The organism is Streptomyces sp. NPDC056503, from assembly GCF_042794995.1.
Classification (GTDB): Bacteria; Actinomycetota; Actinomycetes; order Streptomycetales; family Streptomycetaceae; genus Streptomyces.
On sequence record NZ_JBHTST010000016.1, the window covers coordinates 49,903 to 73,999 of the forward strand.

Here is a 24,097-nt window from a genome sequence, read left to right on the forward strand (position 1 = left end):
AACTCCCCCGGATCGGTGTCATTCATTACGGCGTCCGGCCCCCGCGCCTCGGGGCTCGCCGGTCCGCAGGGCGGCCGGAAGGTCGCCCCACAGGTACGCGGTCGTCTCGACGCCCTTCATGAGGAGGTCCAGCTCGACCTTCTCGTTCGGCGCGTGCCAGCCGTCGGACGGGACCGAGATGCCCAGGAAGAGCACCGGCGCGTCCAGGACGTCCTGGAGGTCGGCGGCCGGTCCCGAACCGCCCTCGCGCGTGTAGCGGACGGCGGCCCCGTCGAAGGCCCGGCTCATCGCCCCGGCCACCGCCGTGAGGGCCGGGTGGCCGAGCGGGGTGAGGCAGGGGCGGGTCGGGGCGCCGAAGACGATCTCGTACCGGATCCCGGCGGGCACGCGCGCGGCCAGCCACTCCCGCACCAGCGACTCGATCCGGGCCGGGTCCTGGCCGGCGACGAGCCGGAAGGACAGCTTGAGGTGGGCGGAGGCGGGCACGATCGTCTTGCCGCCGGGGCCCTGGTAGCCGCCGCCGATGCCGTTGACCTCGGCGGTCGGGCGGGCCCAGACCCGCTCCAGGGTCGAGTGGCCGGCCTCCCCGAGGGTGCCGTGCGACCTGGCGGTGCGCAGCCAGGCGGCCTCGTCGAAGGGCAGCTCGGCGACGAGCCGCCGCTCGGCCTCGGTCAGTTCGGCCACCCCGTCGTAGAAGCCGGGGATCGCGACCCGCTCGTCGGCGTCGTGCAGGGCGGCGACGATCCGGCCCGCGACGGTGGCCGGGTTGGGCACGGCGCCGCCGAAGGAACCGGAGTGGATGTCCTGGTCGGGGCCGTACAGGTCGATCTCGCAGTCGGCGACCCCGCGCATGCCGGTGCAGACGGTCGGGGTCGTCTCAGACCACATGCCGGTGTCGGAGACGATCACGGCATCGGCGGCGAGCCGCTCGGCGTGCTCCTCGACGAGCGCCCGGAAGTGCGGCGAGCCGGACTCCTCCTCACCCTCCACCAGCAGCTTCAGATGGACGGCGGGCGTCGTGCGGCCGGTCGCGGCGAGGTGGGCGCGGACCCCGAGGGTGTGGAAGAACACCTGGCCCTTGTCGTCGGCGGCCCCCCGCGCGTACATCCGCCCGTCGACGACGGTCGGCTCGAAGGGGTCGGTGTGCCAGCCGTCCTCGCGGGCCGCCGGCTGCACGTCGTGGTGGCCGTAGACCAGGACCGTCGGGGCGTCCGGGTCGGCGGACGGCCACTCGGCGAAGACCGCCGGTGCCCCCGCGGTCTCCCAGACCTCGACCGTGGTGAACCCCGTCTCCTTCAGGGCCGCGGCGAGCCAGTCGGCGCTGCGCCGCACGTCCCCGGCACGCTCCGGCTGCGCCGACACCGACGGGATGCGCAGCCACTCGGCGAGGTCGCCGAGGAAGGCGGCACGGTGCTGTGCGATGTACGCGCGTACGGGGTGGACGACGCTGTCCGGGGTCTCGCTCATGGCCCCGAGCCTATCCGGCGCCGGGGGGTGCCCCGCCCAGCAGGATCGCCTCCAGCTCCGCCCGCCCGGGCAGCCGGGCCGGACGGGCCACCTCGCCCGTCCGTACGTAGACGAAGGCGGCGGCCACCTCCTCGGGCTCCAGGCCGTGCTGCTCGGCCCAGGCGAGCCGGTACAGCGCCAGCTGGAGGGGGTCGGCGGCGCGGTGCCGGCTGGTCTTCCAGTCGACGATCTCGTACGTGCCCGATTCCGGGTCCCGGTAGACGGCGTCGATCCTGCCCCGGACCACCCGGCCGCCCAGGGTGAGGTGGACGGGGACCTCCACCCGGTACGGGGCGCGGTGGGCGTACGGGGTGCGTGCGAAGGCCTCCTTGAGGGCCTCCAGGTCCCGCTCGTCGACGATCTCCGGTTCGCCGGCGAAGTCCTCGCCGCCGGGGAGCTCGTCCGGGCCGAGGAACGGCAGCGGCAGCTCCTCGAAGCGGGACTCCACCCACGCGTGGAAGCGGGTGCCCCGGCGGGCCGCGGGCTGCGGCCGCTGGGGCATGGGCCTGGCCAGCTCCTGCGCGAAGGCGTCCGGGTCCTCGGCGAGGCGGATCACCTGGGAGGCGGAGAGGTACGCGGGCAGGAGGACGTCCCTGGTGGTGGCGCGGGTGCGGTGGAGCTCCGCGGTGAGGGCGGTGAGGTCCCTGTCCCAGGAGGCGATGGTGCGGAGCTCCTCCGGGGTGAGGGGGGCCTCCCGGGGGTGCGGGATCGCCTCCCGCGGGTCCTGCCGCCGCGGGGCCTCCTCCGGGTCGTCCGGGAGCCAGAGGTCCTCGGGGTGCGGGTCCCGGGGGGCGGGGGCCGTGTCCGGGGAGTGGTGCTCGCCCTCCCCCGGAGGGGTCGCCCCCACGCCCTGCGGGGCGTGGTCCCACAGTCGGGCCAGGACGGCGTCGGCCGCGTGCCTGCGGCGCTTCAGCGCGTCCTCGTCCAGGGGCAGGGGCCAGGGGAGGTCCTGGCCGGCCTCCGCCAGGAGGGGGTTCCCGGTGTCCTTCTCCGGCTCGTCCGCCCATGCCTCGATGTCGCCGTGGCCCTGCTCGCAGTGGGCGTACAGCTCCGCCATGAAGGCCGAGGGGCCGCGGGGCTTCTTCTGGGAGGGGCCCCACCAGTGGGCGGAGGCCAGGAGGAGGGTGCGGGGACGGGTGAAGGTGACGTAGCCGAGGCGGAGTTCCTCGGTGTGCTGGTGTTCCGTCATCGCGGCCTTGAAGGACTTCATGGCGGCGGCGTCCCAGGCGTCCAGGTCCGGGAGGGTCGCCGCGTCGCCGCGCAGGGCGTGCGGGAGGACCTGGGGCTGGGAGGTCCAGGACTCGCGGGCGCGGGCGGACGGGAACTGGCCGGCGACCAGGCCGGGGACGGCGACGACGTCCCACTCCAGGCCCTTGGACTTGTGGGCGGTGAGGACCTTCACGGTGTTCTCGCCGCCCGGCAGGGCGTTGTCGAGGCCCTTCTCGAACTGGACGGCGGTGCGCAGGAAGCCGAGGAAGGCGAGGAGGCTCGCCTCGCCGTCGAGGGAGGCGAAGCCGGCGGCGACGTCCAGGAAGTTGCCGAGGGTCTCGCGGCGGCGGGCGGCGAGCGCGTGCGGGGAGGCCGACAACTCGACCTCCAGGCCGGTGACGGACAGGACCCGGTGGAGGACGTCCATGAGGGGGTCGGCGAGGGAGGCGCGCAGGGAGCGCAGTTCGGCGGCGAGGCGGGCGAAGCGGACCCGGGCCTCGGCGGAGAAGGGCAGGCCGTCGTCGGGGTGGCCGCCGGAGTCGAGGAAGGTGTCGAGGGCGTCGGCGAGGGACGTCACCTCGGCGGGGTCCACGCCCTCGACGGCGGCGGCGAGCCGCTGCCCGGGGTCGGGGTCGGCGCCGCCGTGGTGGACGAGGAGGCGGGCGCGGCGGCCGAGGAGGGCGAGGTCGCGGGGGCCGATGCGCCAGCGGGGGCCGGTGAGGAGGCGGACCAGGGAGGCGTTGGCCCCGGGGTCCTGGAGGACCTCGCAGACGGCGACGAGGTCGGCGACCTCGGGGAGGTGGAGCAGGCCGGAGAGGCCGACGACCTCGACGGGGACGTCGCGGGCGACGAGGGCCGCCTGGATCGCGGGGAAGTCGCCGGCGGTGCGGCACAGGACGGCCATGGAGCCGGGCTCGCGGCCGGTGCGGACGAGGTGGGCGAGGGAGTCGGCCAGCCAGTCGAGCTCCTCCGCGTGGGTGGGGAGGAGGGCGATGCGGACGGTGCCGTCGGCCTCGGCGCCCGGCGCGGGCCGCAGCGCCTCCACGCCCTCGTGCATCGCCCGCAGGGGGGTCGCGAGGCCGTTGGCGAGGTCGAGGAGGCGGCCGCCGCTGCGCCGGTTCTCGGAGAGGGAGCGGCGGCCCGCGGGGGTTCCGTCGGCGTGCGGGAAGTGGGTGGGGAAGTCGTCGAGGTTGGCGACGGAGGCGCCGCGCCAGCCGTAGATGGCCTGGCAGGGGTCGCCGACGGCGGTGACGGGGTGGCCGGTGCCCTGCCCGAAGAGGCCGGAGAGGAGGAGCCGCTGGGCGACGGAGGTGTCCTGGTACTCGTCGAGGAGGACGACCCGGAACTCGTCGCGGAGGATCGCGCCGACCTCGGGCCGGGTGGTGGCGAGCCGCGCGGAGAGGGCGATCTGGTCGCCGAAGTCGAGGAGGTCACGGGAGCTCTTGGCGGCCCGGTAGCGGCTGACCAGCCCGGTGAGCTCGCGGCGGGCGACGGCCGTCTCGGGGAGGCGGCGCAGGTCGTCGTTGGTGAGCCTGGCGCCGGCGAGGGCGGTGAGCAGCTCGGAGTCGTACGCGAGGAGTTCGGCGGGCTCGACGAGGTGCTCGGCCAGTTCGGCGTCGAGCGCGAGCAGGTTCTCGACGAGGGTCGGGAAGGACTTGGTGAGCGCGGGGTAGGGGCCGGGGGCCTCGCGGAGCACGCGCGCGGCGAGCTGGTAGCGGGTGGCGTCGGCGAGGAGCCGGGAGGTCGGTTCGAGGCCGATGCGCAGGCCGTGGTCGGTGAGGAGCTGCCCGGCGAAGGCGTGGTACGTGGAGATGCGGGGCTCGCCCGGGGGGTTCTCCGGGTCGACCGGGTCGGGGTCGGTGACGCCGGCGCGGACGAGGGCGGTGCGGACGCGCTCGGCGAGCTCGCCGGCGGCCTTGTTGGTGAAGGTGAGGCCGAGGACCTGCTCGGGGGCGACCTGTCCGGTGCCGACCAGCCACACGACCCGGGCCGCCATCACCGTCGTCTTGCCGGAGCCGGCTCCGGCCACGACGACCTGCGGGGCGGGCGGCGCGGTGATGCAGGCCGTCTGCTCCGGCGTGAAGGGGATGCCGAGGAGCTCCTTGAGCTGCTCGGGGTCGGTGATGCGTGCGGTCACCTTGGAGAGGCTAGCCGGGCGCTCGGACATTCCCGCCCCGCACCCGTCCCACCTGCGGTTTCCCCCCGCGCCTCACAGTGCGCGGGGGTGCGGTTCGCGGCGGGGGCGGCCGGGCGGGGTGGGGGCTCGGTCAGGCGGGGTGGGGCCGGGCGGGAGCGCCGTCAGGCGGGAGCTCCGTCAGGCGGGAACACCGTCAGACCGGAACGCCGTCAGACCGGAACGCCGTCAGGCGGGAACGCCGGGGTCGAGTCGGGAGAGGTCGACGGTCTCGTCGGCCGGCGGGGCGGTGACGTCCACCGGGCGGTCGTACTCGGAGAGGGTCATCGAGCCGGGCTCCTCGCCACCGGTCCTGACGACCTGGCGGATGTACGGCTTGCCCTCCTGGGCGACGGAGACGGTGGTGGTCTCGCCGGACTCCTTCTTCACGAGGGTCGCCACGGGCGTGTGGTCGACCTCGCGGTCCGGGCCCCGCCGGAGACCCGCGCGGTCGTCCTTGTCCTGGTCGAGGTCGTCGAGGAGCGAGTCGAGGTCGCAGATCTCGCCGAGGTCGGCGCTGCCGGCCTGGCCCGGGGCGATCTTGAGCCAGCGGCCCTTGACGAGTTCGATGACCGGGGCGATCTGGTTCTCCGGGATCCCCTGGGAGGTCATGGAGATCCGCCAGAAGGCCTCGTCACCCTTCATATAGGTGATGTCGTCGAGCCGGCGGAGCTCGGCTTCGCCGTCGTCGACGCCGATGCGGCCCTGGCAGGAGCCCTTGTCGTCGACGGAGAAGTCGACGTCGAGGTCCTGCCCCTCGGAGACGACCCGTCCGGTCATGCGCAGGGAGTCCGCGGAGCGGGTGGCGTCGACGGCCCGGTCGGCGATCTGGCCGGGGGTGAGCCCGTCGAAGGGATCCGGCGTCGGGGCCGTGACGGCCCGGGCGGGGGCGCGCGTCGCCGCCCAGGCCGCCGCCGGGGCGGGGACCGCGACGGCGGCGACGGCGCAGACGACGGCCGCGGCGCGGAGCTTCCGGTGGCTGGACTGGGACCGCATACGAGCCTCCTCGTCCCCCCGGACCCTGTCACCAGGGTCGCTCCACGCGCGCGTGGCCGCTACTCGGCCCCGAGGGGCCGGAGGGCGGGAGGTCAGCCCTTGAGGGCTTCCTTCATGAGCTGCTCCATGTCCATGACCTGGTCGGCCGGCGGGGCCTCGACGGTGACCGGCTTGTCGTAGTCCTTGAGCGTGACCGTGCCCGGGTCGTCGCCACCGGTGGTGACGACGCGGAGGATGTACGGCTTGGCGGAGTCACGGGCCACGTAGAGCGTGGTGGACTCGCCGTCCTTGTCGCCCTTGCCGGTGAGGACGACGGCCGAGGCGCCGTCCACGTCGGCGTCCTCGCCGCGGGTGAGACCGGTGGTCTTGGTCTCCTTCTCCATGTCGGCGAAGATCGTCTTCAGGTCGCAGAAGTCGTCCGAGTCCTTGGAGTCGCCGGCCTCGGCCGGGGACTTCATCCAGCGGCCCTGGAGCAGCTGGCCGAAGTCGGGACCCTCGGAGGAGGCGTCCTCGCCGCCGGTCGAGGCGGTCCAGAACGCGTCGTCGCCCTTGATGTAGAGGTCGCCACCGGTCCCGACCATCTCGGCCTTGCCCTCGCCGGCCGTGGACATGCTGCCCTTGCAGGAGCCCTTGCCGTCGACGGTGACGTCGACGGTCGTCTCCTTGCCGTCCTCCTTGCCGGAGCCCTGCATGTGGACGGAGGTGGCGCCCTTGGTCGTCTCGACGGCCTTCTTGGCGATGTCGTCGGCCGAGAGGCCCGCGAAGGGGTCGGCGGCCTTGTCGTCGCCCTTGCCGCAGCCGGTGACACCGACGACGACAGTCAGACAGATCGCCGCGGTGGCCCAGAGCTTCCGGTTGGCCCTCATGCGCGTACTCCCAGCGTGCTTGGTGGTGCTCTCGACGTGTTCGAAAGCGAAGATTCACAGCTTTTCTTGACGGCGACCTTATGCGGTACCGCCGACACATTGACGATCCGGGGGTGGCAAAGGATGCACGGATGGAAACGTGACTCCCGTCACTCGCCGCCCGGCCGCCGCCCGACCGGCGGTCAGTCGACGACCTGGCGGCCCTCGGGGCGGGCGCTGCACGCGGCGCGGAAGGAGCAGTTCGCGCAGTGCTGTCCGGCGGTCGGGGTGAAGCGCTCGTCCAGGACCCGGCCGGCGGCGGTGGCGAGCAGCTCGCCGATCCACTCCCCCTCCGGCGGCCGCTGGGCCTGCACCTTGGGCAGGGCGTCGCCGCCCTCCTTCTTGGGGGCGGCCTGGCGCAGCTGTACGAGTTCGGCGCCGCCGGGTTCGGGGCGGCGGCCGTCGAAGACCTCGTCCAGGGCGCCCTCGCGGACGGCGAGCTGGTAGACGGCGAGCTGCGGGTGGTGGGCGACCTCGTCCCGGGTCGGGGCGGACTTGCCGGTCTTGAAGTCGACGACGTACGCCCGTCCCTGCTCGTCGGTCTCGACGCGGTCCATGGAACCGCGGATGCGGACCTGGTACGCGCCCGCGTCGAGGGTGACGTCGAAGCCGTGCTCGGAGGCGGCGGGGGTGCGGCCGCCCCGGTCCATGACGTGCCAGCGCAGGAACCGTTCCAGCGCCACGCGCGCGTGCTCCTTCTCCTGCGCGGACTTCCAGGGGGCGTCGAAGGCGAGCCCGTCCCAGACGGTGTCCAGGCGGGCCATGAGGACGTCCAGGTCGGCGGGGGTGCGGCCGGAGGCGACCTCGTCGGCGAGGACGTGGACGACGTTGCCGAAGCCCTGGGCCGCGGAGGCGGGCTCGGCGGCCTTCACCTCCCGGCCCAGGAACCACTGGAGGGAGCAGGTGGCGGCGAGGTTCTCCAGGGCGCTCGGCGAGAGCGCGACGGGCCGGTCGCGGTCCCGGAGCGGCACCTCGCTCCGGGTGGTCTCGTGGAGGCCCCACCAGCGGTCCGGGTGGGCGGCCGGGACCATCGGCTGCCCGTCCTCGTCGGCGAGCGCGGCCAGGGCGGCGAGCCGGCGGGCGGCGGCGTCACGGAGCGCGGGCGAGGCGTCCGGGTCGACGGTGGTGGCGCGCAGCTCGGCGACGAGCGCGGAGACGGCGAGCGGGCGGCGGGGCCGGCCGGGCACCTCCTTCGGTTCGGTGCCCAGCTCGGCGAGGAAGCGGGAGGGCTGGTCGCCGTCCTCGGCGGGGGCCTTCACGGCGGTCACGACGAGCCGTTCGCGGGCGCGGGTGGCGGCCACGTAGAAGAGGCGGCGCTCCTCGGCGAGGAGGGCGCCGGCGGTGAGCGGTTCGGCGAGGCCGTCGCGGCCGATGCGGTCGGCTTCGAGGAGGGAGCCGCGGCGGCGCAGGTCGGGCCAGAGGCCCTCCTGGACGCCGGCGACGACGACGAGCCCCCACTCCAGGCCCTTGGAGCGGTGGGCGGTCATCAGCCGGACCGCGTCCGGGCGGGTGTGACGGCGGGTCAGGGTGTCGGCGGCGATGTCCTGGGCGTCGAGCTCCTCCAGGAAGTTGAGCACGCCACGGCCGCCGAGCCGTTCCTCGGCGCGGGCGGCGGTCTCGAAGAGGGCGCAGACGGCGTCGAGGTCCCGGTCGGCGTTGCGGCCGGCCGGGCCGCCGCGGAGGGCGGCGCGCTCCAGGCGGCCGGGCCAGGGCGTGCCGTTCCAGAGCTGCCAGAGGACCTCCTCGGCGGTGCCGCCGGTGGCGAGGAGGGTGCGGGCCTCCTGGAGGAGGCGGGCGAGGCGCTGGGCGCCGCGGGCGTAGGCGGGGTCGTGGGCGGCGAGCCGTTCGGGTTCGGCGAGGGCGCGGGCGAGGAGGACGTCGGAGGGGGGCGGCAGCTTGTCGCCCGCGGCGCGGTGCTCTTCGCGGAGGGCACGGCCGAGTCTCCGCAGGTCCGCGGGGTCGACACCGCCGAGGGGGGAGGCGAGGAGTTCGAGGGCGGTCTCGACCGGAAGCCAGCCGGCACCGGCCGCGGCACTCTCCGGCGCGGGCGCGGGCGCGGGTGTGGGCGCGACGAGTACGGACGCGTCCGGCACGTGCGGGGCGGCTGCGGGCGCGGCGGGTGCGACGTCCTTCGACGCGGACGCGGCCGGTGCGACGTCCTTCGACGCGGACGCGGGCGCGCCCTGCGCGGGGTCGGACGCCGGGGCGGCTGCGGGCGCGCCGGTGCCCGCGGGCTCGCCGGTGCCCGCGGGTGCGGCGGCGCCCGCCGGTGCGGCGGGCTGGGGCGGGGCCGCGCCCGCCACCGCTCTCAGCGCCAGCAGCAGGGGGGCCACGGCCGGTTCGTGGCGCAGGGGGGTGTCCGCCGTGTCCGTCTCCACCGGGACGCCCGCCGAGGTGAGGGCCCGGCGGAGGGACGGGAGGGGGGCGGCGGCCCGGGTGAGGACGGCCATGTCGTGCCAGGGGACGCCGTCCTCCAGGTGGGCGCGGCGCAGGAGGTCGGCGATGTTCTCCGCTTCGGCGGAGGCGGTGGGGTACGTGTACGCCTCGGCCCGGCCTCCGTCGCGTACCGGGGACAGCTCGCGGTGGGCGCGGACCGCGGCCGCGGGAAGGCGGGTCAGCGACATCCGCCGGGTCAGCTGGCGGGTGGCGGCGAGGAGTCCGGCGCCGGCGCGGCGGGAGGTGCCGAGGACGCGGACGGGGGCTCCGCCGAAGGCGGCGGGGAAGTCGAGGATGCCGTTCACGTCGGCGCCGCGGAAGGCGTAGATCGACTGGTCGGGGTCGCCGAGGGCGACGACCGTGTTCCGGCCGCCGCCGGTGAGCGCGGTGAGGAGCCGGACCTGCGCGGGGTCGGTGTCCTGGTACTCGTCGACGTAGACGGCGTCGTACCCGGGGAGGGCGGTCCGCTCGGCGAGCAGGACGGCCCGGTGGACCAGCTCGGTGTAGTCGAGGACGCCCTGGAGGTCGAGGACGTCGAGGTACTCGGCGAGGAAGCCGGCGGCGGCCTTCCAGTCGGGGCGGCCGACGCGTTCGGCGAAGCGGCGGAGCGCGTCGGGGCCGAGGCCGAGCTCGCGGGAGCGGGCGAGGACGGCGCGGACCTCGTCGGCGAAGCCCCGGGTGGTGAGGCAGGCGCGGAGTTCGTCCGGCCAGCGGACGCCGCCGATCCCGGCCCGTTCGAGGTCGATCTGGCCGGCGAGGAGTTCGCGGACGGCGAGGTCCTGTTCGGGTCCGGAGAGGAGCCGGAGGGGTTCGGCGAAGAGTTCGGCGTCCTGGTGGGCGCGGATGAGGGCGTAGCAGTACGAGTGGAAGGTGGTGGCCTGGGGCGGGCGGCGGCCGCCGAGCCGGGTGGCCATCCGGTCGCGGAGTTCGACGGCGGCCTTGCGGCTGAAGGTGAGGACGAGGATCCGCTCGGGGTCGGTGCCGCGTTCCATGCGGGCCGCGACGGCCTCCACCAGCGTCGTCGTCTTCCCGGTGCCGGGTCCGGCGAGGACGAGGAGCGGTCCCCGGTCGTGCTCAACCACCGCCCGCTGCGCTGCGTCCAGCTGAGGGGGATCCACCGGGGCCGGCGCCGTGCGCACCAGCCGGTACGCGCCGGGGGTCCGCTGCCTGCCCGCGCCCGGGTACGGCTGTCCCCGGTGCGGCGGCGTCGGCCGGGTGGTGGAGGAGGAGCTCACGTGGTTGGCCGGTCCTGGTCTGTGGTGATGTGGTGCGGGCGGTGCCGGTGACGACGGAGGTACGCGGAGGGCCGCGGGGAGCGGCGGCGAGCCGGGTCCGCGCACGCGCGCGTGCCGGGGCCCGTACCGCTGTCCGCACCTCTGCCGGATCCGTCGCCGGATCCGTCGCCGTCGGCGGCGTGCCCGTCGACGTTACGCGAAACCGGGCGGCCGCGGGCCCCGGTCTCCGGGACCGGACGGGCGGGGGCCCGGGCGCGACGTGGGCACCACGCGCGCGTGTGAGATCCCGCACGCGGGGATCGCGGCGCGCCCTCGGCCGGTCATTCCGCTTCGCCGCCGTCCCACCGGGCCCGGCGCATGTCGATCCTCGGCAGGTGCCCCTCCGCCGCAGGGCCGCGTTCGCGGAGCGGGGTGCCCTCCTCGCGGTAGTGGCCGAGGGCGCGCAGTTCGTGCCCGGGCAGCAGGGTGCCGTCGGCGCGGACCACCCGCCACCACGGGGCGCCGCCGCCGTAGAGGGCCATCACGCGGCCGACTTGGCGGGGGCCGCCCTCACCGAGCCATTCGGCGACGTCGCCGTAGGTCATCACCCGCCCGGGCGGGATGCGGTCGGCGGCGTCGAGCACCGCCTCGGCGTACGGGGGCAGCTCGCCCACCGGTCCGGAGTCTTCCGCTCCGCTCGCTCCGCTCTGTCCCACGGGTCCCTCCAGGCTCATCCGTCTCATCCTGCCTCACCCCACCGACATGGCCCTGATGCCTCCGCCGGGCGGCTCTTCGTGCCACCATCGTCCGGGCGGTGACTGGTGATACGAGATCAACAGCGGCAGACGCAGGCAGACGTAGCAGAAGTAGCGGAAGTACACGCAGAGACGGACATGGTGATGGGTCAGGACACACAGCCTCCCGGTGAGGCTCGGCCCGACATGCCCGAGCGGGTCTCCGGCGACGAGCCGCTGCTCGCCGCGCGTGTCCACCGGCCCTCCGACCTGATGCGCCTGCTGGCCGGGGCGCTCGCCATCGCCGTCGTCCTCGCCATCGCCGCCTTCGCCCACGGCACCACGTCCGGCCTGGAGCAGGACATCAACAAGGGGGCCGTCGGCGCCTCCGACGTCTTCGTCAGGATCGCCGGTCTGGTCTCGTCGATCGCGATCCTGGTGCTGCCGGTGGCGTTCGCCATCGAACGCCTCGTGAAACGGGACGGGCTGCGGATCGCGGACGGCGTCCTCGCGGCGGTGCTCGCGCACGGGGTCACGCTGGCGATCGACCTGTGGGTGGCGAAGGCCGCGCCGGACACGATCCAGGACGCGCTGACCCAGCCGGCGAGCGGCGGCGGGCTGACCGACCCGGTGCACAACTACCTCGCCCCGGTGATCGCCTACATGACGGCCGTCGGCATGGCCCGCAGACCGCGCTGGCGGTTCTCGCTCTGGGCGGTGCTGCTGCTCGACGCCTTCACCATGCTGGTGGCCGGCTACACCACCGCCTTCTCGATCATCCTCACCGTGCTCATCGGCTGGACGGTGGCGTACGGCACCCTGTACGCGGTCGGCTCGCCGAACGTCCGGCCGACCGGCCAGACCCTCCTCGCGGGGCTCCGCCGGGTCGGCTTCCGGCCGGTGACGGCGCTGCGCGCGGAGGAGGTGCCCGAGACCGCCGAGAGCGGGGACCGGGGCCGCCGCTACATCGTGACCCTGGAGGACGGGCCACCGCTGGACGTCACCGTCGTCGACCGGGAGCAACAGGCGCACGGCTTCTTCTACCGGCTCTGGCGGCGGATCACCCTGCGGACGGTGACGACCCGCCGTTCGATCGTCTCGCTCCGGCAGGCGCTCGAACAGGAGGCGCTGCTCGCGTACGCGGCGATCGCGGCCGGCGCGCACGCGCCGAAGCTCATCGCCACCTCCGAGCTGGGGCCCGACGCGGTGATGCTCGTGTACGAGCACATCGGCGGGCGGAGCCTGGACTCGCTGGACGACGACGAGATCACCGACGAGCTGGTGCGCAGCGCGTGGCGGCAGGTGAAGGCGCTCCAGTCGCGCCGGATCGCGCACCGCAGGCTGTCGGGGGACGCGATCCTGGTGGATCGTTCCGGCAGGGTGTTCCTGACGGATCTGCGCGGCGGCGAGATCGCGGCCGGCGATCTGGTGCTGCGGATGGACATCGCGCAGTTCCTGACGACCCTGGGTCTGCGGGTCGGCGCGGAGCGGACGGTGGCGGCGGCCGTGGAGGTGCTGGGCCCGGACGCGGTGGCGGACTGTCTGCCGCTGCTCCAGCCGATCGCGCTGAGCCGGTCGACCCGCGCGACCCTGCGCAGGCTGGCGCGGGAGCGCTCGCAGCGGGAGCGGGACGCGGTCCTCGCGGCCTCCGAGGAGGCGAAGAAGGAGCGGGAGCTGGCCAAGGCGGCCGCCCACGCGGGGCTCCCGGCGCCGGGCACCGACCCCAAGGCCGAGAAGGCCGAGAAGCGGGCGGACAAGAAGGCGGAGAAGCGGGCGCTCGACGAGGCCCTCGACGAGGCCCGCGAGGAGGACCTGCTCGCCCAGATCCGCCGGCAGGTGCTGCTGATCCGGCCGCAGGCGCCGGTGGAGCCGGTCCGGCTGGAGCGCATCAAGCCGCGCACGCTCATCTCGCTGATCGCGGGCGCGGTCGCCGCGTACTTCCTGCTGTCGCAGATCACCCGCACGCCGCTGTCCACGGTCAGCGAGGCGGACTGGCGGTGGGTGGCGGCGGCCGTGGTCTTCTCCGCGATCAGTTACGTGGCGGCGGCGATGAGCCTGCTCGGCTTCGTGCCGGAGCGGGTCGGGTTCTGGCGGACGGTGGTGGCGCAGGTCGCCGGTTCGTTCGTGAAGATCGTCGCCCCGGCGGCGGTCGGCGGTGTCGCCCTCAACACCCGCTTCCTCCAGCGCGCGGGCGTGCGTCCGGGGCTCGCGGTGGCGAGCGTCGGCGCCTCGCAGCTCTTCGGGCTCGGGGCGCACATCGTGCTGCTGCTCTCCTTCGGCTATCTGACGGGCACCGAGAAGTCGCAGTCGTTCACGCCGTCGAGGACGGTGATCGCGGGTCTGCTGACGGTCGCGGTGCTGGTCCTGGTGGTGACGGCGATCCCCTTCATGCGGAAGTTCGTCTCCACCCGGCTGCGCTCGCTCTTCGCGGGCGTGGTGCCGCGCATGCTGGACGTGCTCCAGCGGCCGATGAAGCTGGTCACGGGCATCGGCGGGATGCTGCTGCTCACCGGCGCGTTCGTCTTCTGCCTGGACGCCTCGATCCGCGCCTTCGGGCACGGGCACGCGTCGATCAGCTACGCGAGCGTGGCCGTGGTCTTCCTCGCGGGCAACGCGCTCGGCTCGGCCGCCCCGACGCCCGGCGGTGTCGGCGCGGTCGAGGGCGCGCTCATCGGCGGCCTCGTCGCCGTGGGCCTGCCGATCGAGGTCGCCACCCCGGCTGTCCTCCTCTACCGGCTGCTGACCCTGTGGCTGCCGGTCCTGCCGGGCTGGATCTGCTTCAACTGGCTGACGAGGCGGGAGTCGCTGTGACCGCCGTCAGCCGTGGACGCCGACGAGGAAGCCGAGGAGCAGCAGCGAGCAGCCGACCTCGACGGCGCCCACGACCGGCGCCCTGAGCCCGCGCCCGGGGAGCAGGGCGGCGCGGGCGAGGTAGAGGGCGAAGGGGACGGCGAGCCAGGGGCCGAGGAGGCCCGCCGCGAGCAGGGCCACGGCGTGGTAGGCGACCGAACCCCGCCGGTAGGCCTCCGAGTTCCGCTCGCGGATCATCGTCTTGACGTACGGGACGGTGCCGGCGAAGTACAGCAGACAGGCGAGCGCCGGGGCGAGGCCCTCGGCGACCGTGCCGCCGCCCGCGCGCAGCGCGACGATCAGCATCCCGCAGGCGGGCACGACCGCCACGAGCCCGTTGACCAGGGCCCGTTCCCTGTTGCGGCGGGCGTAGAGCACGTTCACCGCGAGGAAGGGCGCCATCAGCGCGGCGGCGGCCGCGAGCCACGGTTCGGCGAGCAGCAGGGGCAGGCCGAAGGCGGTCGTCGCGCAGGCGAAGAGCAGCGCGGGGCGCCGGTGGCGTGCGGCTGCCCGGGGGTTGCGGGAGGCGCGTCGGAGCCGTACCCACTGCTCGGCGTGGAAGACGGCGCAGTAGCCGAGCAACCACGCGAGGAAGAGCGGGAGTTGGAGCCAGGTCGGGGAGCCCGTCAGGACTCCCGCGAGGTAGGGCACGGCGAGCATGGCCCAGGCTCCGTGCTGGTTCGGTATCCACCGTCGGACAGTGCTCACCCGGCCAGCGTCACACACCGCCCCCCGGGACAAATGCGGGATTTGGTCACCCCCGTACGGGACCAATGGCCCCCCTTTCGCCTGCTTCGCCCGGCCTAGGCTCAGGCTGCTGAACGCATCGTCGTGAAGGAGCCTGACGTGCAGCAGGAGCAGCCGGACGCCGCCGAGATCCTCCTCCGAGCGGGAAGGTTCTTCTCCCGTTCCGAGGTCTCCGAGGACCTGCGGACGGTGCACCGCACCGGAGGTCGCGAGGGCGAGTCGTTCTACCGGGACCGCTGGAGCCACGACAAGGTCGTGTACTCCACCCACGGGGTCAACTGCACCGGCTCGTGCCGGTGGAAGGTGTACGTCAAGGACGGGATCATCACCTGGGAGACCCAGGCCACCGACTACCCCTCCGTCGGTCCCGACCGGCCCGAGTACGAGCCCCGCGGCTGCCCCCGCGGCGCCTCCTTCTCCTGGTACAGCTACTCCCCCACCCGGGTCCGCCACCCCATGGTCCGGGGCACCCTCCTCGCGATGTACCGGGAGGCGAAGAAGCGGCTGAAGGACCCGGTGCTCGCCTGGGCGGACATCCAGCGCGACCCGGTGCGCCGCCGCACCTACCAGCAGGCCCGGGGCAAGGGCGGTCTGGTGCGGGCGAGTTGGGAGGAGGCGGTGGAGATCGCCGCCGCCGCGCACGTCCACACCGTCAAGGAGCACGGCCCGGACCGGGTGGCCGGCTTCTCCCCGATCCCCGCGATGTCGATGGCCTCGCACGCGGCCGGCGCCCGCTTCCACGCGCTGATCGGCGCGCCGATGCTCTCCTTCTACGACTGGTACGCGGACCTTCCGGTGGCCTCGCCGCAGGTCTTCGGCGACCAGACGGACGTACCGGAGTCGGGGGACTGGTGGGACGCGGCCTATCTGCTGATGTGGGGGTCGAACGTGCCGGTGACGCGCACGCCGGACGCCCACTGGATGACGGAGGCCCGCTACCGGGGCCAGAAGGTCGTCACGGTCTCCCCCGACTTCGCCGACAACACCAAGTTCGCCGACGAGTGGATGCACCCGCACCCCGGGACGGACGGGGCGCTGGCCCTGGCGATGGGGCACGTGGTCCTGAAGGAGTTCTTCGTCGAGCGGGAGACCCCGTTCTTCGCGGAGTACGTGCGGACCTACACCGACCTGCCGTTCCTGATCACCCTTCAGGAGACCGAACGGGGTCTCGTCCCGGGGAAGTTCGTCACCGCCGCCGATCTCGGGCGGGACGTCGAGAACGCCGAGTGGAAGACCGTCCTCGTCGACGACGCCACCGGAGAGCCGGTCGTGCCCCACGGCACCCTCGGGCACCGCTGGGGCACCGGCGGCGAACCCGACTGGAACCTCGACCTCGACGGCGTGCGGCCCCGGCTCTCCCTCCTGGAGGAGGGCGAGTCCGCCGAGGTGGTGCTGCCGCGCTTCGACGAGGAGGGCGAGGTGCTGCGGCGGGGCGTCCCGGTCCGGCGGCTGGGCGACCGGCTCGTCACCACCGTGTACGACCTGCTGCTCGCCCAGTACGGGGTCGGGCGCGACGGCCTGCCGGGCGAGTGGCCGGAGTCGTACGAGGACGCCTCGCAGCCCGGCACCCCCGCCTGGCAGGAGACGCTCACGTCGGTGCCGGCCGCGCAGGCGGCGCGGGTGGCGCGGGAGTTCGCGGACACCGCCGAGCGTTCGCACGGCCGCTGCATGATCCTGATGGGCGCGGGCACCAACCACTGGTTCCACTCCGAGACGATCTACCGCGCCTTCCTCGCCCTGCTGACGCTGACCGGCTGCCAGGGCCGCAACGGCGGCGGCTGGGGCCACTACGTCGGCCAGGAGAAGTGCCGCCCGGTGACCGGCTGGGCCACCCTCGCGAGCGCCTCCGACTGGGGCCGGCCGCCCCGGCACATGATCGGCGCCGGCTGGTTCTACCTCCACACCGGCCAGTGGCGGTACGACACCCTGCCGGCCGACGCGCTGGCCTCGCCGCTCGGCTCCGGCCGCTTCGAGGGCATGACGGGCGCCGACTGCCTGGCCGCCTCGGCGCGGATGGGGTGGATGCCCTCGTACCCGACCTTCGACCGCAACCCGCTGGAGCTCGGCGCCCAGGACGACCCGGTCGCCGACACGGTGAAGGCGCTGGAGGACGGGACCCTCGGCTTCGCCGGGGAGGACCCGGACGCGCCGGAGAACTGGCCCCGGGTGCTCAACGTGTGGCGGGCCAACCTCCTCGGCTCCTCCTCCAAGGGCAACGAGTACTTCCTCAAGCACCTCCTCGGCACCCACTCCAACCTCCCCTCCGACGGCCCGCGTTGCACCCCGAGGGACGTGCGGTGGCGGGAGGAGGACGTCGAGGGCAAGCTCGACCTGCTGCTCGCCATGGACTTCCGGATGACGTCCACGACACTGCTGTCGGACGTCGTCCTGCCGGCCGCCACCTGGTACGAGAAGCACGACCTGTCCTCCACGGACATGCACCCCTTCCTGCACGCCTTCACCCCGGCCGTCGACCCGCCGTGGCAGGCCCGCTCCGACTACGACGCCTTCCTCGCCCTCGCCCGCCGCTTCGGGGAACTCGCGCGGGAGCACCTCGGCGTCCGGAAGGACCTGGTGGCGACGGCCCTCCAGCACGACACCCCGGGCGGCGAGATGGCCCAGCCCGGCGGGGTGGCGCTCGACTGGTCGAAAGGCGAGTGCGATCCGGTGCCGGGACGCACGATGTACAACCTGACGGTGGTCGAGCGGGACTACGGCGCGGTCGGCGAGAAGTTCGCCGCGCTCGGCCCGCTGGTCGACCGGCTCGGGGTCACGACGAAGGCGATCACCTTCGACGTCGACGAGGAGGTCGCCTCCCTGGGGGCGATGAACGGCCTGGTCAGGGGCGGGGTGGCCGACGGCCGGCCGCGCCTGGACACCGCGCGGCGGGCCTGCGAGGCGATCCTCTCCCTCTCCGGCACCTCGAACGGACGGCTCGCCACCCAGGGCTTCGAGAAGCTGGAGAAGCGCACCGGGCAGCGGATGGCCCACCTCGCCGCCGAGGCCGAGGGCAAGCGGATCACCTTCGCCGACACCCAGGCCAGGCCCGTCCCGGTCATCACCTCGCCCGAGTGGTCGGGCAGCGAGTCCGGCGGCCGCCGCTACACCGCCTTCACCGTCAACACCGAGCACCTCAAGCCCTGGCACACCCTCACCGGACGCCAGCACTTCTTCCTCGACCACGACTGGATGCACGAGGTCGGCGAGGCGCTGCCCGTCTACAAGCCGCCGCTGGACATGCACCGGCTGTACGGGGAGCCGGAGTTGGGGTCCGTCGAGCAGGTGCTGCCCGAAGGGCATCCTCAGAGGGGTGGTGGCGGGCGACGGGCGGGCGGGAAGCAGGTCGCGGTGCGGTATCTGACCCCGCACAACAAGTGGGCGATCCACTCCCAGTACCAGGACAACCTGTACATGATGACGCTCGGCCGGGGCGGGCAGACGATCTGGATGTCGCCGCAGGACGCCGAGGCCATCGGGGTCCGCGACAACGACTGGATCGAGGCGGTCAACCGCAACGGCGTCGTCACCGCACGCGCGATCGTCTCCCACAAGATGCCCGCCGGCACGGTCTACATGAACCACGCCCAGGAGCGCACGGTCGGCGTCCCGAAGACGGAGAAGACCGGCCGCCGGGGCGGGATCCACAACTCGCTCACCCGCGTGATGCTCAAGCCGACCCATCTCATCGGCGGCTACGCCCAGTTGACCTGGGCCTTCAACTACCTGGGCCCGACCGGGAACCAGCGCGACGAGGTGACGGTGATCCGCCGCCGCAGCCAGGAGGTTCAGTACTGATGCGCGTGATGGCACAGGTCGCGATGGTCATGAACCTCGACAAGTGCATCGGCTGCCACACCTGTTCGGTCACCTGCAAGCAGGCGTGGACCAACCGGCAGGGCACCGAGTACGTCTGGTTCAACAACGTCGAGACCCTCCCCGGACAGGGCTACCCGCGCCGCTGGGAGGACCAGGAGCGGTGGAAGGGCGGCTGGGAGCGGACGCGGTCCGGGCGGCTGCGGCTGCGGGCCGGCGGCCGGCTGAAGCGGCTCGGGCAGATCTTCGCCAACCCGGAGCTGCCGGAGCTCGACGACTACTACCAGCCGTGGACGTACGAGTACAAGAACCTCACCGAGGCCCCCGCCGGGGACGACCTGCCGACCGCCCGGCCCGTCTCCCAGGTCACCGGCGAACCCCTCGACAAGGTCGAGTGGGGCCCCAACTGGGACGACAACCTCGGCGGCGCCCCCGAACACGGACCGAAGGACCCGCTGGTCGAGAAGGTGCGACGGCAGGTCGGCGAGAGGATCCGCTTCGAGTTCGAGCAGAGCTTCATGTTCTACCTGCCCCGGATCTGCGAGCACTGCCTCAACCCGGCGTGCGTCTCCGCCTGCCCGTCCGGCGCCATGTACAAGCGCGAGGAGGACGGCATCGTCCTCGTCGACCAGGACCGGTGCCGGGGCTGGCGGATGTGCGTCACCGGCTGCCCGTACAAGAAGGTCTACTTCAACCACGCCACCGGCAAGGCCGAGAAGTGCACCTTCTGCTTCCCGCGCGTCGAGGTCGGCATGCCGACGGTCTGCTCCGAGACCTGCGTCGGCCGCATGCGGTACCTCGGCGTGATGCTGTACGACGCCGACAAGGTCGCCGAGGCGGCCGCCGTGGAGGACGAACACGACCTGTACCCGGCGCAGTTGGAGTGCTTCCTCGACCCGCACGACCCGGCGGTCGCCGCCGCCGCGAGGGCGGCCGGGATCACCGGGGAGTGGCTGGAAGCGGCCCGCCGCTCCCCCGTGTACGACCTCATCGCCACCTACCAGGTCGCGCTGCCGCTCCACCCGGAGTACCGCACGATGCCGATGGTCTGGTACGTGCCGCCGCTCTCCCCCGTGGTCGACGCGGTCGCCGCCACCGGCAGCGACGGCGAGGACGCGGGGAACCTCTTCGGCGCGATCGACGCCCTCCGCATCCCGGTCGAGTACCTCGCCGAGCTGCTCACCGCCGGCGACACCGTGCCCGTGGCGGCCGTGCTGCGCCGGATGGCGGCCATGCGCTCCTACATGCGGGCGGTCAACCTCGGCGAGGAGAGGGACGAGGCCGCCGCCGAGGCGGTCGGGCTGACCGGGCAGGAGATGGAGGACATGTTCCGGCTGCTCGCCATCGCCAAGTACGAGGACCGGTACGTGATCCCGACGGCGGCCCGCGCCGACGCGGACGCGCTCGCCGACTCCCACCCCCTGGAACCCGACGCGGGCTGCCCGGTCGCCGACCAGGCGGCCGACGGCAGCCGGGTCCTGCTCAACCTGGGCCGCACGAGGAGGAGTTCATGACCCCGGACACGGTGGTACGGCTGGTGGCGGCGCGCTGCCTGAGCTACCCGGACGAGCGGCTGTACGAGGAACTCCCGCTGCTGCGGCGGGCCTTGTCCGGTGCGCCGGGTGGCGGTGCGGGGCTCGCGGAGTTCCTGGACCAGGTGGAGCGGACCCCGCTCCTGGACCTCGCCGCGCACTACACGGACACCTTCGACACCCGCAACCGCCGCTGCCTCTACCTCACGTGGTGGACGGACGGCGACACCCGGCGGCGCGGGCTCTCCCTCGTCGCCGTCAAGCGGACCTACCGCGAGCACGGCATGGAGTTCGACAGCGACGAGCTGCCCGACTTCCTCCCCGCGGCCCTGGAGTTCGCCGCCCGCCACGAGGAGCCCGGCACGGCGCTCCTCCAGGAGCACCGGGCGGGGCTGGAGCTGCTGAGGCTCGCGCTGGCCGCCGTGGACACCCCGTACCTCCGGGTCCTGGAGGCGGTCTGCGGCACCCTGCCGGGCCCCTCGCCCCGGACGCGGGAGGAGGCGAAGGCGCTGGCCCGGTCCGGGCCGCCGCGCGAGCTCGTCGGACTCGACCCGCTCGGAATCGAACCCCGCGGCCCGGGCGTCGAACTGCCCTGGCCCACCGTGAACCGCGCCGAGAGGACCCCGGTCTGATGGATCTGCTGCTCTGGGGCGTTCTGCCCTACGTCTCGGTGGCCCTGCTCGTCGCGGGCACGCTCTGGCGCGGGCGCTACGACCGCTTCGGGATCACCACCCACTCCTCCCAGCTGCACGAGTCGCGGCTGCTGCGGATCGGCTCGCCGCTCTTCCACTTCGGGATGCTCTTCGTCGTCCTCGGGCACGTGGTCGGACTGCTGGTCCCCATGGAGTGGACGGACGCGATCGGGATCGACGACCACGCGTACCACCTGATGGCGGTCTCCACCGGCGCCCTCGCGGGGGTCGCCGCCGCCGTCGGCATCGGCATCCTCGTGTACCGGCGGACGCGGGTGCCCGCCGTGCGCGGGGCGACGCTGAAGAGCGACCACCTCATGTACACGGTGCTGCTCGGCGCGATGACGCTCGGCATCCTCGCGACCGTCCTCAACTCCACCGGCGCGACGGACGGTTACAACTACCGCGAGGGCGTCTCGGTGTGGTTCCGCTCGCTGTTCGCCCTCAGCCCCGACTGGGGCCTGATGGCGGGCGCGCCGCTCGTCTTCAAACTGCACGTCCTCTTCGGCTTCGCGCTCTTCGCGCTGATCCCCTACTCACGGCTGGTGCACATGTTCGCGGTGCCGGTGCGGTACCTCTTCCGCCCCTTCGTCGTCTACCGGCGCCGCCGCCCCGGCACGATCGCCAACCGGGCGCCGAAGCGCGGCTGGGAGCGCGTGTGACCGCCGCGCGCACCCTCGTACGGCGACCCAGGCAGCCCGTCGGCGAGCGGCCGTTCCTCGTCATCTGGGAGGCGACGCGGGCCTGCCCGCTGGCCTGTCTGCACTGCCGGGCCGAGGCCGTCCCCGACCGGCACCCCGACGAGCTGGACGGACCGGCCGCCCGCCGCCTGATGGACCAGGTCGCGTCCTTCGGGAAGCCCGCCCCGCTCTTCGTCGTCACCGGCGGCGACCCCTTCCAGCGGCCCGACCTCGCCGAACTCGTCGCGTACGGCACCGGGGCCGGACTGCGGGTCGCCGTCTCGCCGTCCGGGACGCCGACGCTCGACCGGGCGCGCCTCGCCCGGATCCGGGACGCCGGCGCGGTCGCCCTCTCGCTCTCCCTCGACGGCTCGACCGCCGCCCGGCACGACGCCTTCCGGGGCGTGCCCGGCGTCTTCGACCTCACCCTCGACGGCTGGCGGGCCGCCCGGGAGCTCGGTCTGAAGGTGCAGATCAACACCACCGTCTCCCGGCACAGCCTGCCCGACCTCGCCGACATCGCCGCGCTCGTGCGGCGCGAGGGCGCCATGCTCTGGTCCGGCTTCCTGCTCGTGCCCACCGGCCGCGCCGGGCAGCTCGGGGCGCTCTCCGCCGCCGAGTGCGAGGACGTGCTGCACTTCCTGTACGACCTCGGCGCGCGGATGCCGGTGAAGACGACCGAGGGCCACCACTTCCGGCGGGTCGCGCTCCAGCGGGCGGTGCTCGCCCGGCGCGGCGAGCACCCCCGGCTCGGCCGACTGCACGCCCGGCTCACCGAACGGGCCGCCGGACTCGGCCTGTTCGACGGCGAACGGCGCACCGCGCGCCGCCCGCCGATGGACGTCTCCTCCGGCCGCGGTTTCGTCTTCGTCTCCCACACCGGGGAGGTCCATCCGAGCGGCTTCCTGCCACTGTCGGCGGGAAACGTGAAGGACCGCGAACTGCCCCTGATCTACCGGGAGTCGGAGCTCTTCCGGTCGCTGCGGGACCCGGCGCGGCTGGGCGGCAGGTGCGGGGCCTGCGAGTTCGCGACGGTCTGCGGGGGCTCGCGCTCCCGGGCGTACGCGGTCACCGGCGACCCGCTCGCCGCCGACCCGTGGTGCGCCTACGAGCCCGGCTCCTTCCCCCACCAGGACGAACTCCGGGAGGTACTGGCATGCGCCGGGTGATCGTGGTCGGCGGCGGCATCAGCGGCCTCGCGGCGGCGTGGTCGCTGCGCGGGCGGGCCGAGGTGACCGTCCTGGAGGGCGACGGCCGGATCGGCGGCAAGCTGCGCACCGGGACGCTGGCCGGGGTGCCGGTCGACGAGGGCGCGGAGTCGCTGATGGCGCTGCGGCCGGAGGCCGTCGACCTCGCGGAGGCCGTCGGTCTCGGCGGGGCGCTGCGGGACCCCGCGCCGGGCCCGGTGACGCTGTGGAGCCGGGGCGCGCTGCGGGCGCTGCCGCCCGGCCATGTGATGGGCGTGCCCCCGGACCCGTCGCTCCTGGAGGGCACGGGCCTGCTGTCGGAGGCGGGGCTGGCGAGGCTGCGCCGGGAGGAGACCCTGCCGGCGCCGGCGCCCGTGGACGGGCGGGACGTGTCGGTGGCGGAGTACCTGGCCGGGCGGCTCGGCAGGGAAGCCGTCGACCGGCTCGTCGAACCGCTCCTCGGCGGGGTGTACGCGGGCGAGGTCGACCGCCTCTCGCTGCGCTCCGCCCTCGGTCCGCTGGCCGTGCTCGCCGGACGCGGCGGCTCGCTGCTCGCGGCGCTCCGCGACCGGCCCGCGCGCCCGCCGCGGGCGGTGGTACGCGGCGTGGCCGGCGGCACCGGGCTGCTCCCGGCGGCCGTGGCCCGGGCCTCCGGGGCGCGGATCCTGACGGGGACGCCGGTGACGGCCCTGGACCGGGGGCCGGGGGTGTGGCGGGTCACCACCGCCGACGGCGTCCTGGCCGCGGACGCGGTGGTGCTCGCCCTCCCGGCCCACGCCGCGGCGCCGCTCCTGGCCGGCCTCGCGCCGGACGCGTCGGCGGCGCTCGGCGGGATCCGGCACGCGGACACGGCGGTGGTGGCGCTGGCGTTCCCGCCGGGGACGGAGGCGGGGCTGCCCCCGGGGAACGGTTTCCTCGTCCCGTCGGCCGAGGGCCGGACGATCAAGGCCGCGACGCTGCTGTCCCGGAAGTGGTCCTTCCCGGGAGGGGGGCCGTGCGTCGTCCGCGCCTCGCTGGGCCGGGCCGGTACGACGGGCCTCGTCGAGCAGCCGGACGGTGTCCTGGTGGCCCGGGTGCTGGCGGACCTCCGCGCGGCCCTGGGCCCGCTCCCGGAGCCGCTCGCCGCGCGCGTCACCCGCTGGCCGGCGGGTCTCCCCCAGTACGACACGGGCCACGCGGCCCGGGTGGACCGGGCCCGGGCGGCCGTGGCGGAGCTGCCGTCGCTGGCCCTGTGCGGGGCGGCGTACGAGGGCGTGGGCGTGGCGGCCTGCGTGGCGACGGGCCTGCGGGCGGCGGAGTCGGTGACGGGATCGGGAGCGGGACCGGGACCGGGACCGACGGAGTCGATGACGGGACCAGGAGCGGCGGAGTCGGTGACGGGACCGGGAGCGGGCGGTTCCTGAGCCGCCCTGTACACCGTCGG

Annotated in this window: 14 protein-coding genes; 7 read left to right on the forward strand and 7 right to left on the reverse strand. The window is 74.4% G+C overall.

From position 1 onward, the window contains the following. Positions 1 to 18 precede the first annotated feature (18 nt). The 6 genes from ACFQ8C_RS07260 to ACFQ8C_RS07285 all read right to left on the reverse strand — a co-directional run bounded on the left by ACFQ8C_RS07260 (position 19) and on the right by ACFQ8C_RS07285 (position 11,182). Positions 19 to 1,467 (reverse strand): dipeptidase, encoded by a 1,449-nt coding sequence (locus tag ACFQ8C_RS07260; RefSeq protein ID WP_383453145.1) that lies wholly within the window; start codon positions 1,465 to 1,467, stop codon positions 19 to 21. A gap of 10 nt (positions 1,468 to 1,477) precedes the next feature. Beyond that, positions 1,478 to 4,852, reverse strand: a complete 3,375-nt coding sequence (locus tag ACFQ8C_RS07265; protein WP_383453147.1) for a UvrD-helicase domain-containing protein — start codon at positions 4,850 to 4,852, stop codon at positions 1,478 to 1,480. 225 nt (positions 4,853 to 5,077) lie between these two features. Then, positions 5,078 to 5,884 carry a hypothetical protein gene (locus ACFQ8C_RS07270; RefSeq protein ID WP_383453149.1) on the reverse strand — a complete coding sequence of 269 codons (807 nt, stop codon included), beginning with the start codon at positions 5,882 to 5,884 and terminating at the stop codon, positions 5,078 to 5,080. 92 nt (positions 5,885 to 5,976) lie between these two features. Further along, positions 5,977 to 6,750 carry a hypothetical protein gene (locus tag ACFQ8C_RS07275; RefSeq protein WP_383453150.1) on the reverse strand — a complete coding sequence of 258 codons (774 nt, stop codon included), beginning with the start codon at positions 6,748 to 6,750 and terminating at the stop codon, positions 5,977 to 5,979. A 182-nt stretch (positions 6,751 to 6,932) separates the two neighbouring features. Then, the gene (locus tag ACFQ8C_RS07280; protein WP_383453151.1) at positions 6,933 to 10,460 is read right to left on the reverse strand and encodes an ATP-dependent helicase; all 3,528 of its coding nucleotides are present in this window, start codon (positions 10,458 to 10,460) and stop codon (positions 6,933 to 6,935) included. Positions 10,461 to 10,780: 320 nt separating this feature from the next. Beyond that, positions 10,781 to 11,182, reverse strand: a complete 402-nt coding sequence (locus ACFQ8C_RS07285) for an MGMT family protein (RefSeq protein WP_383453153.1) — start codon at positions 11,180 to 11,182, stop codon at positions 10,781 to 10,783. Between the two features lie 150 nt (positions 11,183 to 11,332). On the opposite strand from ACFQ8C_RS07285, the gene ACFQ8C_RS07290 reads away from it, so the two are divergent. After that, positions 11,333 to 13,984, forward strand: coding sequence for a flippase-like domain-containing protein (locus ACFQ8C_RS07290; protein ID WP_383453154.1), 2,652 nt, complete (start codon positions 11,333 to 11,335; stop codon positions 13,982 to 13,984). A gap of 6 nt (positions 13,985 to 13,990) precedes the next feature. Here the strand turns inward: ACFQ8C_RS07290 and ACFQ8C_RS07295 are convergent, their stop codons facing one another. Next, positions 13,991 to 14,731: a YwiC-like family protein gene (locus tag ACFQ8C_RS07295; RefSeq protein WP_383453156.1), complete on the reverse strand. Its 741-nt coding sequence runs from the start codon at positions 14,729 to 14,731 to the stop codon at positions 13,991 to 13,993. A 138-nt stretch (positions 14,732 to 14,869) separates the two neighbouring features. On the opposite strand from ACFQ8C_RS07295, the gene ACFQ8C_RS07300 reads away from it, so the two are divergent. The 6 genes from ACFQ8C_RS07300 to hemG are packed head-to-tail and all read left to right on the forward strand — an operon-like array spanning position 14,870 to position 24,077. Next, a complete protein-coding gene (locus tag ACFQ8C_RS07300; RefSeq protein ID WP_383453158.1) occupies positions 14,870 to 18,565 on the forward strand; it encodes a nitrate reductase subunit alpha in 3,696 nt (1,231 codons plus the stop codon). Further along, complete coding sequence (gene narH / locus ACFQ8C_RS07305; protein WP_383453159.1) at positions 18,565 to 20,097, forward strand: nitrate reductase subunit beta; 1,533 nt, start codon at positions 18,565 to 18,567, stop codon at positions 20,095 to 20,097. The genes ACFQ8C_RS07300 and narH overlap by 1 nt, the downstream gene beginning before the upstream one ends. Next, complete coding sequence (narJ, locus tag ACFQ8C_RS07310) at positions 20,094 to 20,747, forward strand: nitrate reductase molybdenum cofactor assembly chaperone (RefSeq protein ID WP_383453161.1); 654 nt, start codon at positions 20,094 to 20,096, stop codon at positions 20,745 to 20,747. Before narH ends, narJ begins: the two co-directional genes overlap by 4 nt. Continuing rightward, the gene (gene narI / locus ACFQ8C_RS07315) at positions 20,747 to 21,469 is read left to right on the forward strand and encodes a respiratory nitrate reductase subunit gamma (protein ID WP_383453163.1); all 723 of its coding nucleotides are present in this window, start codon (positions 20,747 to 20,749) and stop codon (positions 21,467 to 21,469) included. Before narJ ends, narI begins: the two co-directional genes overlap by 1 nt. Further along, the gene (locus tag ACFQ8C_RS07320) at positions 21,466 to 22,656 is read left to right on the forward strand and encodes a TIGR04053 family radical SAM/SPASM domain-containing protein (protein WP_383453165.1); all 1,191 of its coding nucleotides are present in this window, start codon (positions 21,466 to 21,468) and stop codon (positions 22,654 to 22,656) included. The genes narI and ACFQ8C_RS07320 overlap by 4 nt, the downstream gene beginning before the upstream one ends. After that, complete coding sequence (gene hemG / locus ACFQ8C_RS07325; RefSeq protein ID WP_383453167.1) at positions 22,644 to 24,077, forward strand: protoporphyrinogen oxidase; 1,434 nt, start codon at positions 22,644 to 22,646, stop codon at positions 24,075 to 24,077. The genes ACFQ8C_RS07320 and hemG overlap by 13 nt, the downstream gene beginning before the upstream one ends. Positions 24,078 to 24,097: the final 20 nt, after the last annotated feature.